Below are 12,601 nucleotides of genomic sequence, written 5' to 3'. Positions count from 1 at the left end.
CTTGCTGGAGGCCTCGGAGCGGAGCTTAGGTCCGAAGGGCTAAGAGGGTGTGAAAAGAAATATGGTTCATCAATGGCTTGGCCCAAAAAGGAGCCCCGCCGTGCATCGTGTGTGCTACGATCAGGCGCCGCGCTTTCAAGGCCTTGGCCCAAAGGCGCGGGCGAGATCCGCCGCGTCGACGCCTTCCAGTTCCAGACGCTTGATCCGCGCGGCCTCGCCGGACGCCAGTGTTACGGCCGACCGGGGGATTTTGAGGGTCTTGGCCAGGAAGGCGATCAGGGCCGCGTTGGCGGCCCCGTCTACCGGCGGGCTGGCGACACGGACCTTAAGATAGGGCCGATGCTCGGAGTCGAGCGCCCAGCCCTCGATCGCGTCACGACCGCCGCGGGGTGTTAGCCTGACCGAAAGGAGCTCAGCCAAAGGGGCCGATCAGGGCCGCCTCAAGGGCGGGCAGGATGAAAATCTGGACGCCGCGCAACAGCAACAGCACGATGATCGGGCTGATATCGACGCCACCAATCGTCGGGATGAAGCGACGGAACGGGCGCAGGATCGGGTCGGTGATCCGATCCAGCACGGTGGCGACATTATAGACGAATTGGTTTCGGCGATTGATCACCTCGAACGCGAAAAGCCAGCTCAGGATCGCCGAGATGACGATGGCCCACCAAAGTAGGTCCACCAGCGCGCTGATGATGAAGAAGACGAGATGGATGATCGGGGCCATGGGTTTTCCGTCTAGACGCAAAAGCTTCTTGCCCCGCCTGAACGGTGCTGACAAGGCGCTGTTACAACCCCGCTTGACGAGACGCCCCTGGGGCCGTATCTCCGCCGCTCCTTGGGGCCGTAGCTCAGATGGTAGAGCGCCTCGTTCGCAATGAGGAGGTCAGGGGTTCGATTCCCCTCGGCTCCACCAAGGACCTTCTGAGAGTTAGCCTGGCTTCAACCTCGCGGCGGCCATCGCCCGCGACGACACGTCACAGGTATCCTTAACAAGATCGCCGGGGTCGGCGCCTAGCATCCTCATCGCGCCACAGGTCGAGGCCGAGGATCAGGATGCGCCAGGGTCTACACGTCGCGCTCCAGGTCGGAGCGATCATTTCCGCATCGCTGGCGATCGCCGTCGCGCCCGCCCGGGCCGAGGAGCGAGCGGCTTCGTCCGTCACCTTTAGTGGCGGCTACAGCCTGGATGTCGCCGGCGTGGTCAGCGGGGGCCTCGCCAAGCGCAGCCGGGTGCTTGACGACCTGCAGCTCGGCGCGGACGTCGATCTGGAGAAGGCGGTGGGCTGGAAGAGCGCCAGGGCGCATGTCCTTTTCCTGAACAACAGCGGCGCCATGCCGAACGATGACGCCGGCACGCTGCAGGGCGTCGACAACATCGAGGTCGCCCGTCAACGGGCCCGCCTTTTCGAAGCCTGGGTCGAGCAAAGTTTTGGCGACAAGGGCTCGGTGCTGGTGGGTCTCTACGACCTGAACAGCGAATTCTACGCCAACGACAGCGCGGGCCTTTTGCTGGCGCCGGCTTTCGGCATTGGCTCGGAGTTGGCGGCGACCGGCCCCAACGGACCGTCCATCTTTCCATCGACAGCCCTATCCGTACGCGGGCGCTGGACGCCCAACGAGAACGTCTATGTTCAGGCGGCCGTGATCAACGCGGACGCGGGCGTGCTGGGTGACCCCGGTGGTGTCTGCACCCGGTTTGAACACGGGTTGTTGGCGATCGCGGAAGCAGGCTGGCAAGGGCGGGGCAAGGTGGCCTTCGGCGCTTGGCGCTATACCAAGAAGCAGGCCGACATCCGCGATCTCACGTCCGCCGGCTATCCCGTCTCTCGGACGGCGCAGGGCGCCTATGTGTTGCTTGAGCGGCAGCTAATCGGTGATAGCGAAAACGCCATGCGCAAGACGACCGCCTTCGCGCGGCTAGGCCTATCCGACGGCGATACCACGGCGTTCAAGGGCGGCTGGCAAGCCGGCCTTCTGGTCGAGCACATCTTTAAAAGCCGCCCCGACAGCGCCTTCTCGATCGGCGTGAACCAGGCCTTCCTGACCAGTAAGTTCAGGGCCAACGCCTTCGACGAAGGTCAGCATCTCACGCGCGCCGAGAGCGCGATCGAAGTCACGTATTCCGACAAGATCGGATCCGTCACCATCCAGCCGGACCTGCAATATGTCCGGAACCCAGGCGCCGATAGCGGGGTCGGCCACGCCCTGATCGCCACCGTGCGGTTCGGGGTGGCGTTCTGACGCCACCCCATCCGGAGCTTAGCTCAGCGCCGCTTGTGCGACGGCTTCGGCGGTGATGCCGAACTTCTGGTAGAGCACCTCGAAAGGCGCGGAGGCGCCGAAGCTCTTCATGCCGACGAACTTGCCGGTCTCGCCGATAAAGCGCTCCCAGCCCATCTTGATGCCAGCCTCGACGGCCACGCGGACCGGGGCCTTGCCGATGACGGCGGCCTGGTAGGCGGCGTCCTGCTTGTCGAACAGCTCCCAGCAGGGGGTGGAGACGACGCGGGTCGGCTTGCCCTTGGCCTGCAGGATGTCGCGCGCGGCCACGGCGATGCCGACCTCGGTACCCGAGGCGAAGATCGTGACCTGCGCCTCGCCGCCCTCGGCGGGAAGGAGCTCATAGGCGCCCTTGGCCGACAGGTCGCCGCCTTGGGTGCGCACGTGCGGGGTCTTCTGGCGCGACAGGGTCATCACCGACGGGGTGCGGGCCTGCTGTAGGGCGACCTTCCAGCACTCGGCGGCTTCCACCGCGTCGGCAGGTCGGAAGACCAAGAGGTTGGGAATGGCGCGCAGGGAGGCGACCTGTTCCACCGGTTGGTGGGTCGGGCCGTCCTCGCCCAGGCCGATGGAATCGTGGGTCATCACGTGGATGACGCGGGCTTCCATCAGGGCGCCCAGGCGGATGGCCGCGCGGCTGTAGTCGGCGAAGGCCAGGAAGGTGCCCGAATACGGGATCACGCCGCCATGCAGCGACATGCCGTTCATGGCCGCGGCCATGCCGAACTCACGCACGCCGTAGTGGACGTAGCGGCCCTTGTAGTCAGGCGTGTCGAATGCGCCCATGCCCTTGACCAGGGTGTTGTTCGAGCCGGTCAGGTCGGCCGAGCCGCCGATCATCTCGGGGATGGCCGGGATCAGCTGATCCAGGGCCGAGCCGGAGTGGACGCGGGTGGCGTTGACCGGTTTGGTCTCGATGGCCTTGGCGACATGGGCGTCCAGGGCCTCGAAGGCGTTGGCGGGCAGTTCGCCAGCCATGGCGCGCTTGAAGTCGCTGGCGTTGATCGAGGCGGCGAGCTTGGCTTCCCAGGCCTTGCGGACCTTGCCGCCGCGACGGCCGACGCTCTTCCAGGCCTTGGCGATGTCGTCGGGCACCGTGAACGGCGCGGCGTCCCAGCCCATCGCCTCGCGGGCGGCTTTGATCTGGTCGTCGAACAGGGTGTAGCCGTGGCTGTGGGGGTCGCCTTCCTTGGGGCCCGCGCCCTTCGAGATCAGCGTCTTGCACGCGATCATCGTGGGGCGATCCTGCTTGGTCGCCCAGCGCAGGGCGGCGGCGATCTTGCCGTGGTCGTGGCCGTCGACGACCTTCACGGCCCAGCCGGCGGCCTTGAAGCGCGCGACCTGGTCGCCGGTCTCGGAGATCGTCGCCTCGCCGTCGATCGTGGTGTTGTTGTCGTCGAATAGCACCGTCAGCTTGGAGAGCTTCAGGCGACCGGCGATGCTGATGGCCTCGTGGCTGACGCCTTCCATCAGGCAGCCGTCGCCGGCGATCACCCAGGTGCGGTGGTCGACGAGGTCATGGCCAAAGCGCGCGGCCAGATGGGCTTCGGCCATCGCCATGCCGACGGCGGTGGCCAGGCCCTGGCCCAGCGGGCCGGTGGTGGTCTCGACGCCGGGCGTGTGATGGACTTCCGGGTGGCCGGGGGTCAGCGAGCCCCACTGACGGAAGTTCTCGATCTCCTTCATCGTCACGGCCTTGAAGCCGGTCAGGTGAAGCAGGGAATAGATCAGCATCGAGCCGTGGCCTGCCGACAGCACGAAGCGGTCGCGGTCGGCCCAGTCGGGCTTGCTGGCGTCAAACTTGAGGAACTTGCTCCACAGCACGGTCGCCACGTCGGCCATGCCCATCGGCATGCCTTGGTGTCCGGACTTGGCCTTGTGCACCGCGTCCATGGAAAGGACGCGGATCGCGTCGGCCATCTTGATGGGCGAAACGGGCATGGAAGTTCCGTCTTGTCTTTGTTTTGCAGGGCTGCGCGATCGGCGCAGTCGCATGGGAACCCGGAGGGGTCAACCCGCGACAGGGGCATAATCCGGGCGCCGAACGCCCGCCGTGGACGCTATGCAACAGGCTCTACAGGCGTTATAGCGGGATCGCGCCTTATGCTCATTTTCAGCATAAGGTGGACATCAGATGGGAAAGGCCGGTCGCTTGGGTAATCCGTCGTTCTTCTCGCCCTACCGCCACGGCTTTGTCCGGGTGGCCACGGCCGTACCGAAGGTGAAGTTGGCCGATCCCGCTGTGAACGCCCAGAGCGTTCTGGCCTTGGCTCGTGAAGCGCATGACGCGGGCGTCGCCGTGATCGTGTTCCCCGAGCTGGGCCTGACCGGCTACACGATCGACGACCTCCTGCAGCAAGAGGTCCTGCTGGACGCCGTCGAAGCGGCGATCGCGACCCTGGCTCAGGAGAGCCGCAAGCTCTCGCCGATGATCGTGGTCGGCGCGCCGCTTCGCGACGCGGGCCGGCTCTACAACACCGCCATTGCGATCCACAGCGGCAAGATCCTGGGCGCGGTTCCCAAGAGCTTCCTGCCCAACTACCGCGAGTTCTATGAGCGGCGCTGGTTCACGCCGGGCGCTGGCGTGGCGGGCAAGACCCTGAGCCTGTCGGGTCAGGATGTCCCGTTCGGGACCGACGTCTTGTTCCGCGCCAACGGTCCAACGTCGTTCACCGTCGGCGTTGAGATCTGCGAGGACGTCTGGACGCCTAATCCTCCCAGCACCGCCCAGGCCCTGGCCGGGGCCGAGATTCTGCTCAACCTCTCGGCCAGCAACATCACCATCGGCAAGTCCGAGACCCGCCGCCTGCTGTGCGCCAGCCAGTCGTCGCGGATGATCGCCGCCTATGTCTACTCGGCCGCCGGGGCGGGGGAGAGCTCAACGGATCTGGCCTGGGACGGCCATGTCGACATTCATGAGATGGGCGCCTTGCTGGCCGAGACCGCGCGGTTCTCCACTGGCCCGGCCTGGACCTTCGCCGATGTCGACGTCGAACGGATTCGGCAGGAGCGGATGCGCGTCGGCAGCTTCGGAGACGCCATGGCCCTGGCGCCGCCCAAGGTTCCCTTCCGGGTGGTCTCTTTCGACTTCCAGGCGCCAGCGGGTGATCTGGCCTTGGCGCGCGCCATCGAGCGCTTCCCGTTCACGCCGTCGGATCCGGCCAAGCTGCGCGAGAACTGCTATGAGGCCTACAACATCCAGGTGCAGGGCTTGGCGCGCCGGCTGGAGGCCTCGGGGCTCAAGAAGCTGGTGATCGGCATCTCGGGCGGCCTCGACTCCACCCAGGCCCTGCTGGTGGCGGCCAAGGCCGTCGACCAGCTGGACCTGCCCCGGGCGAATATTCTGGCCTATACCTTGCCGGGCTTCGCCACATCCGACCGCACCAAGTCCAACGCCTGGGCGTTGATGAAGGCCATGGGCGTGACCGCCGCCGAGCTCGACATCCGCCCGGCCGCGACCCAGATGCTGAAAGACCTCGACCACCCGTTCGGGCGGGGCGAGGCGGTCTATGATGTGACGTTCGAGAACGTGCAGGCTGGTCTGCGCACGGACTACTTATTTCGCCTGGCCAACCACAACGCCGCCCTGGTCGTGGGCACCGGCGACCTGTCGGAGCTGGCGCTCGGCTGGTGCACCTATGGCGTTGGCGACCACATGAGTCACTACAACCCCAATTGCGGGGCGCCCAAGACGCTGATCCAGCACCTGATCCGCTTCGTGGCCCATTCCGGCGATGTCGACGCCAGCACCGCGGCTCTGCTGGAGGACATCCTCGCCACCGAGATTTCGCCGGAGCTGATCCCGGGCGAAGAAGTACAGGCGACCGAGAGCTTCGTTGGCCCCTACGCCCTGCAGGACTTCAATCTCTACTATATGACCCGCTACGGCATGGCGCCGTCGAAGATCGCCTTCCTGGCCTGGTGCGCCTGGCATGACCTGAACAAGGGCGGCTGGCCTGCCGGCCTGCCAGACAAAGCCCGCCGGGCCTACGACCTGCCAGAGATCAAGCGCTGGCTGGAACTCTTCCTGAAGCGCTTCTTCGCCAACCAGTTCAAGCGCTCGGCCATACCGAACGGGCCCAAGATCTCGTCCGGCGGAGCCTTGTCGCCGCGTGGCGACTGGCGGATGCCATCGGACGCCACGCCAGACGCCTGGCTTGCCGAACTGCGCGCGCGCGTTCCGGACTGAAGTCAAGCTGGCGAAAAGGGATCGGGGCGGCGACCCTCGTCCGCGCTGACGGCGTCGCTCAGGTCTTTGCGGCGTGCATTTCCACAACCCGATCCAGCTCCCAGATCGCCAAGACGATGTGATAGAAGGAGCTGGCCGGAGCGGGCTCTTCCACGAAGGTCTCGTCGGGCTGATACTTGTCGCGCCATAAACCGGGGAGCGGCGTGCGCAGGTAGGTCAGCAGCCCCTCGGCGCCCGCCGCGGCCATGTCCCAATACCTGGCCTCGCCAGTGATCTCGGCGGCTAGCGCGGCCGCCTTGATCCGCTCGGTCTGGGGCCACAGACGCGCGCCGTTGTCGTGGATCGAGAAGTCGTCGAGAAGCGCGTTGATCGCCACGCCTCTGGCCAGATCCACGCCGTGGGCTTCGGCGTCGTCGATCATGCGTAAGGCCGCCTTGGTTGCGTCTGGGCGGCCGGCGAGCTTGCCCCAGCGCAGGAGCAGCCAGCCCCATTCGAACTGGTGGCCCGGCTCGCAGATTCGACCCTCGACGCCTGGCGCGGGGTTCCAGTCCAGATCGAAGAACTCGCGGAGCTGGCCGCTTTCGGCCTGGATGAACTTGGACAGCGCCAGTTCGGCGATCTCGTCGGCTAGAGCGCGCCAGGCTGGATCGCTGTCGATCGCGTTCCAGGCCAACATGGCCTCGAACATGTGCATGTGCGGGTTGGACTGAAGCGGCGTCGTTGGCGGGTTGGATTGGTGAAAGCCCGCGACGGGATGCTTGCGCTCCGCGATCAGCTTTTCGCGCACCGCGACCGCGATTGACTTGGCCTCGGCCGCGCGCGTCGGCAACGCTGTGGCCACGGCCGCCAGGGCGAACATGGCGAAGGCCTGGTCGTAGAGTTCCGCCGTCTCGTCCAGGCTCTCGCCGTTCGGGCCGATCAAGGTGCGGAACAGACCGTCCGGCCGTTGGTAGGCCGAAAGGTAGAAGGACAGTCCGTGCTCGACGGCTTCTGGCCACGGACCGGTCCAACCGAGATCTCCGGCGATCGAGAACGAGTAGATCTGGCGCGGCAGGACGCGGCCCCGCCGCGGACCCTCGACCGGCGCGCCCTCGAGGTCCAGCTTCTCGAAGAAGCCGCCCTTCTCGTGGTCCGCTCCGGTCGTCCACCACAGCGGATAGGCCGCTTCGGTCGCCCAGGTCTTGAGGCGGTCGCGTAGGCGGGCGGCGTCGGCGAAAGCGATGGTCATCGAGGCGTCTCCAGAGATGAGCCCTTCTAGAGCGCAACCCGTGTCGAGGCCAAGACAGTGGTCTGGCGATTTCACGTCGAGCGCGGTACTGCTCATGACATGACCGGCGCCTCTGATCTTCCGCCCCTGAAGGCCGTCTTCCTGGACCGTGACGGGGTCCTGAACATTGATCATGGCTATGTCTTCGACCCGGCGCGGCTGGACTGGATTGAGGGCGCCCGGGAAGCCGTGGCAGCGATCAGCAAGGCTGGCTTGAAAGTCCTCGTCGTGACGAACCAGTCGGGCATCGGCCGGGGCTATTTCGATGAGGCGGCCATGGACTGTTTCCACGACGCCATGCAGGACCAGCTGGCCGAGCTCGGCGGACAGATCAACGCCTTCTACTATTCCCCTTTCCATGAAGCAGCGATCGTGGAGGCCTATCGCGTGGCCGACCACCCCGACCGCAAGCCCAATCCCGGCATGATCCTGCGGGGTTTGGCGGAGTGGAACCTGAAGCCGGAAGAGGCCGTGATCATCGGCGATCGCCACATCGACGTAGAGGCCGGTAACCGCGCGGGTATGCCTGGCTATCTGTTCAAGGGCGGGAATCTGCGGGCCTTTGTCGCCCAGGTGCTCGGCGATCGCGTTCCAGAACTGAAATGAAAATTCTGCAGTTCGGCAGGACAGGTCAGGTCGCCACCGCCGTCCTGGCGGCTGTCCCCGATGGCATTGAGGTCGTCGCCCTCTCGCGCGCCGATTGCGTCTGGAAGACCCCGACAGTATTCGCGATTCCATTCGGAGAGCTGACTGCGACCTCGTGCTCAACGCGGCGGCGTTCACCCAGGTCGATCCCGCGGAGGCTCGACCTGATGAAGCCTTCGCGGTCAACGCGACCGCGCCGGGCGTGATGGCGGAATCCTGCGCGGCGCGCGGCCTGCCGTTCGTCCATCTGTCGACCGATGCGGTGTTCGATGGGCGGACGAATCTAGCCTACGTCGAGACGGACGCGGCCCGACCTATCAACGTCTACGGGCGCTCCAAGCTGGCCGGAGAGCAGGCGGTGCTGGCCCATCCCCGCGCGGTCGTGCTGCGCATCTCTTGGGTCTTTTCCCGCTACGGCCGTAACTATGTCAGCTTCATGCTCCGCTTGGCTCGCGAGCGCGAGGTGCTGAAGGTCGTCGCCGACCAGTTCGGAACACCGACCGACGCCGAGGCCTTGGCCGGCTTTGTGGTGGCGACCGCGCCGCGCTGGGCGAGCGCTTCGGCTGACGATCCGCTGTTTGGCCTGTTCCACTTCGCCAACGCAGGCGAGACCAGCCGCTTTGAGTTCGCGAAAGCCGCGATTGATCGCGATCCGCTCGCGAAAGCTAAGCTGGAGCCGACCACCCAGGCCGCCTTTGCTGAGCCCGCTCCGAGACCGCCGCGCTCTCCGCTGGACACGACGAAGCTGCGCCAGGTGTTCGATTTTCAGCCCGAACCCTGGCGGTCGGCGGTCGAACGCGCGGCCGATCGGCTTGTCGCGGGCGGAGGGATCGGCTAGCGGCTGGCGCCCTAAGCCTCCCCGCGATAAACGGACTGGAGTTTTCAAGAAAATCCAGCGCGAGCGACCATGCAGATCTTCCTCGACAGCACCGACACCAAGGTCATCGCCGACCTGGCCTCCACCGGCCTGATCGACGGCGTGACCACCAACCCGACCCTGATCGCCAAATCAGGCCGGCCGATGCTGGAGGTGATCGCTGAGATCTGCGACATCGTTCCCGGCCCGATCAGCGCCGAAGTCGCCGCGACCACCGCAGAAGCGATGATCGCGGAGGGCAAGAAGCTGGCCACGATCGCGCCGAACGTGGTCGTGAAAATCCCGCTGACCCGCGATGGTCTGATCGCCTGCGCCGCCTTCGCCGACGAAGAGATTAAAACCAACGTTACCCTGTGCTTTTCGCCGACCCAGGCGCTGCTGGCCGCCAAGGCCGGCGCGACCTTCGTCTCGCCGTTCATTGGCCGTCTCGACGACTACGGCTTCGATGGCATGGACCTGATCCGCGACATCCGCACGATCTACGACAACTATGGCTACGAGACCGAAATCCTGGCTGCCTCGGTGCGCAACGCCGCCCACGTCAAGGAAGCCGCTATCGTCGGCGCCGACGTCGTGACGATCCCCCCCACCGTCTTCACGGATCTTTACAAGCACCCTCTCACCGACAAAGGCCTGGAGCAGTTCCTGAAGGACTGGGCTTCGACCGGCCAGTCCATCCTGTAAGGGTTCTCAGCTTCCGGGCGGGTGTCGCCGGCGCCCGGAAGCTGCACAAGTGATCACAGTTTATTTCGCAATGGCGAAGCTGGTTCGCAAGAGCGAGTTTGCGCGCTAAAGATGGTCCGCTTGCAGAGGAACACACTCATGGTTCCCCAGATCGCCGAGACCGAAGTCCGCCTTTCAGGTCCCGAGGAGGCCGACCGGTTCTCTCGGTTCCTGCACGATTTCTTGTCCGACAACGGGTTTCCGTTCGTGATTATCCACGATGCGCCAGAGCGCTTGGGCCAACTGCGGCGCGTGGTGTTCGAAGAGGTTAACCTCAGTCTTAAGTTCGCGCGGGAATGGACTCACTGCCAGGGCGCTGCCTGACCTAGGCCTCTGGCTTCGCCGTCGGACGAGAGGCACGCTTTCGACGAGCCTTGATCAGACCCAACAAGTGCTTCTCGCCCTCGCCTGGCATGGCGGGGGAGGGGTCTGCGGCCTTCGATGGACGCGGGGTTGGTAGGTCTTCGCGCGTGGGGTTCTCGGCCAGCAGATGCGCCGAAAGCATCAGGTCCGTCTTCACCGGGCCGAAGTCCGCCGCCGCCGTCCAGACGCGAATGGCGGCTTGTGCATAAGCTTCGGACAAGTCCGTCACCTCGATCATCGGCGGGGGGTCCTTGCGAATACGCGGATCGTTCTCGGCCCGTTCGCGCAGGCGCTTGAGCACCAGCACGAGATCCGTCTTCAGCGGCGCCTTGAACATCACGTCCGCCCGACGATAGCGGTGGGTGGAGTAGTTCAGGATCACGTCTCCGAACACCTTGCTGTTGGGAATCATGACCTTGACGTTGTCGGGCGTGGCGATCTCGGTGAACAACAAATCCAGGGATTTCACCGTGCCCTGGCGGGTCGCAGTCTCGATCACGTCGCCGACGCGATAAGGCCGAAACAGCAGGATCATCACGCCCGCCGCCACGTTCGAGAGGGCCCCTTGCAGCGCCAGGCCGATGGCAAGGGAGGCCGCGCCCAGCACGGCGAGGATGGATGTGGCCTGTACACCTAGCTGCTGAAGGACGGCCACAAGCCCCACCGCGATGACCGCGTAGCGGGCCAGGGAGGCGCTGAAGCTTTCCAGTGTAGGGTCTGGCGCGTTGCGATGGACCTTCCTCAAGGTTCGTCGCATGAACCGCGCAACCCAGCCGGCCGCCCAGAAGGTGACGGCCAGGATAAGCGCGGCGACCACCAGGTTTACGGCCAGCTTCCCCAGCCAATCCAGAAAGTGGCCGAACATGGTTTCGTCAGCCTTCACGTTCATCAGCGACGGTAGCGGCGTGTTTGGCGGGATCGGATTCGGCTTGGTCTGCATGACGTCTCGATAGGCGCCCCAGCGCACTGCGGTCAACGATAGGCGCGGCCCATGGTTCCGCTTGCGGAGGCCGCGTCAAGCCAGCGGAAACAGTCGGTTACATCAATTGGCTCGAATTCGTCATGAACGGAGACTAAGAGCGCCGCCCATGAGCATGCCCTTCATCGACCTCGCCGCGCAGCAGCGCCGAATCCGAGACAAGATCGACGCCGCCATCGCCAAGGTGCTGGATAGCGGCGCCTATGTCATGGGGCCGCAAGTGCGCGAGTTCGAGGCCAAGCTCGCGGAGTTCGGCCAGGCCAAGCTGGCTTTGTCCTGCGCCAACGGCACCGACGCGATCGCCTTGCCGCTGATGGCCTGGGGCGTCGGCCCCGGTGACGCGGTGTTCTGCCCGTCTTTCACCTTCGCGGCGACGCCGGAAGTCGTGCCGTGGGTGGGCGCCACGCCGGTGTTCGTCGATGTCCTGCCGGACACCTACAACCTCGACCGCGCCAAGCTCGAAGCGGCCATCGCGGGCGTGAAGGCCGAGGGCAAGCTGACGCCCAAGGTGGTCATCGCGGTCGACCTGTTCGGTCAGCCCGCCGACTATCCGGCGATCAAGGCCATCTGCGACCGTGAAGGCCTGAACCTGATCGCCGACAGCGCCCAAGGCTTTGGCTGCACGCTGGACGGCAAGCACCCGCTGCATTGGGCGGACGTGGCCACCACCAGCTTTTTCCCGGCCAAGCCTTTGGGCTGCTACGGCGACGGCGGGGCGGTGCTGACCAATGACGCGACCCTCTGGGACCTGATGGACAGCTACCGCGTCCACGGCAAGGCCGTCGGTCCGGATCTGGCCGGCAAGAGCTTCGACCACGACCCGAAGTACCTGAATACCCGCATCGGCATGAACTCGCGCCTCGATACGCTCCAGGCCGCGATCCTGATCGAGAAGCTGGCGATCTTCGCCGAGGAGATCGCCCTGCGGCAGGTCGTGGCCCATCGCTACGCCGAGGGCCTGAAGGGCGCGGTGATCTCGACGCCGGCCGTGATCAAGGGCGGCGTCTCGGTCTGGGCTCAGTACGTTATCGAGCACAGCGATCGCGACGGCTTGGCCGCCCACCTCAGGACGCAAGGCGTCCCGACGGCCGTTTACTATCCTGTCCCGATGCACGTCCAGGCGCCGTACGCGGTCTTCCCGCGTGGGGCTGGCGGCTTGCCGGTTACCGAGGCCAAGGCCGAGACCGTGCTGGCCCTGCCGATGCATCCCTATCTGGCCGAGGCCGACCAGCAGAAGATCATCGACGCGATCCGGTCGTTTGGCGGCTAAGGGCC

The 12,601-nt window shown here is 65.5% G+C and carries 11 protein-coding genes, 1 tRNA gene and 1 pseudogene; 8 read left to right on the top strand and 5 right to left on the bottom strand.

Annotated elements, in window-relative coordinates:
* Positions 1-135: 135 nt before the first annotated feature.
* Together CSW59_RS12195 and CSW59_RS12190 are read right to left on the bottom strand one after the other, a co-directional pair.
* Positions 136-420, bottom strand: coding sequence for a DUF167 domain-containing protein (locus CSW59_RS12195; RefSeq protein ID WP_099444273.1), 285 nt, complete (start codon positions 418-420; stop codon positions 136-138).
* A complete protein-coding gene (locus CSW59_RS12190) occupies positions 413-727 on the bottom strand; it encodes a YggT family protein (RefSeq protein ID WP_099444272.1) in 315 nt (104 codons plus the stop codon). The genes CSW59_RS12195 and CSW59_RS12190 overlap by 8 nt, the downstream gene beginning before the upstream one ends.
* 113 nt (positions 728-840) lie before the next feature.
* Between CSW59_RS12190 and CSW59_RS12185 the strand changes: the two genes are divergently transcribed.
* Positions 841-916 (top strand) — tRNA-Ala (locus CSW59_RS12185).
* A gap of 140 nt (positions 917-1,056) precedes the next feature.
* On the top strand, positions 1,057-2,244 hold the full coding sequence (locus CSW59_RS12180; protein ID WP_099444271.1) for a carbohydrate porin: 1,188 nt from the start codon (positions 1,057-1,059) through the stop codon (positions 2,242-2,244).
* 18 nt (positions 2,245-2,262) lie between these two features.
* On the opposite strand, the gene tkt is transcribed toward CSW59_RS12180, so the two are convergent.
* Complete coding sequence (gene tkt, locus CSW59_RS12175; RefSeq protein ID WP_099444270.1) at positions 2,263-4,224, bottom strand: transketolase; 1,962 nt, start codon at positions 4,222-4,224, stop codon at positions 2,263-2,265.
* A gap of 211 nt (positions 4,225-4,435) precedes the next feature.
* On the opposite strand from tkt, the gene CSW59_RS12170 reads away from it, so the two are divergent.
* Positions 4,436-6,472, top strand: a complete 2,037-nt coding sequence (locus CSW59_RS12170) for an NAD(+) synthase (protein ID WP_099444581.1) — start codon at positions 4,436-4,438, stop codon at positions 6,470-6,472.
* Between the two features lie 58 nt (positions 6,473-6,530).
* Here the strand turns inward: CSW59_RS12170 and CSW59_RS12165 are convergent, their stop codons facing one another.
* On the bottom strand, positions 6,531-7,700 hold the full coding sequence (locus tag CSW59_RS12165; RefSeq protein ID WP_099444269.1) for an AGE family epimerase/isomerase: 1,170 nt from the start codon (positions 7,698-7,700) through the stop codon (positions 6,531-6,533).
* 99 nt (positions 7,701-7,799) lie between these two features.
* Here CSW59_RS12165 and CSW59_RS12160 point away from each other — a divergent pair, with 99 nt between their 5' ends.
* From CSW59_RS12160 to CSW59_RS12145, 4 genes and pseudogenes are all read left to right on the top strand, one after another.
* Positions 7,800-8,345 carry an HAD-IIIA family hydrolase gene (locus CSW59_RS12160; protein ID WP_099444268.1) on the top strand — a complete coding sequence of 182 codons (546 nt, stop codon included), beginning with the start codon at positions 7,800-7,802 and terminating at the stop codon, positions 8,343-8,345.
* Positions 8,342-9,222 (top strand): annotated as a pseudogene (gene rfbD, locus CSW59_RS12155) (dTDP-4-dehydrorhamnose reductase). The gene CSW59_RS12160 and the pseudogene rfbD overlap by 4 nt, the downstream one beginning before the upstream one ends.
* Positions 9,223-9,291: 69 nt before the next feature.
* The gene (gene fsa, locus CSW59_RS12150; RefSeq protein ID WP_099444267.1) at positions 9,292-9,945 is read left to right on the top strand and encodes a fructose-6-phosphate aldolase; all 654 of its coding nucleotides are present in this window, start codon (positions 9,292-9,294) and stop codon (positions 9,943-9,945) included.
* 138 nt (positions 9,946-10,083) lie between these two features.
* Positions 10,084-10,308, top strand: coding sequence for a hypothetical protein (locus CSW59_RS12145; RefSeq protein WP_099444580.1), 225 nt, complete (start codon positions 10,084-10,086; stop codon positions 10,306-10,308).
* 1 nt (position 10,309) lies between these two features.
* Here the strand turns inward: CSW59_RS12145 and CSW59_RS12140 are convergent, their stop codons facing one another.
* Positions 10,310-11,287, bottom strand: a complete 978-nt coding sequence (locus CSW59_RS12140; RefSeq protein ID WP_099444266.1) for a mechanosensitive ion channel family protein — start codon at positions 11,285-11,287, stop codon at positions 10,310-10,312.
* A gap of 148 nt (positions 11,288-11,435) precedes the next feature.
* Between CSW59_RS12140 and CSW59_RS12135 the strand changes: the two genes are divergently transcribed.
* Positions 11,436-12,596 (top strand): DegT/DnrJ/EryC1/StrS aminotransferase family protein, encoded by a 1,161-nt coding sequence (locus tag CSW59_RS12135; protein WP_099444265.1) that lies wholly within the window; start codon positions 11,436-11,438, stop codon positions 12,594-12,596.
* The last annotated feature ends 5 nt before the right edge of the window (positions 12,597-12,601 follow it).

The sequence above is a fragment of the Caulobacter sp. BP25 genome (genome assembly GCF_002737755.1).
Lineage (GTDB): Bacteria > Pseudomonadota > Alphaproteobacteria > Caulobacterales > Caulobacteraceae > Caulobacter.
The sequence above is the reverse complement of the archived record's forward strand: the minus strand, read 5'-3'. Positions and strand labels throughout refer to the sequence as shown.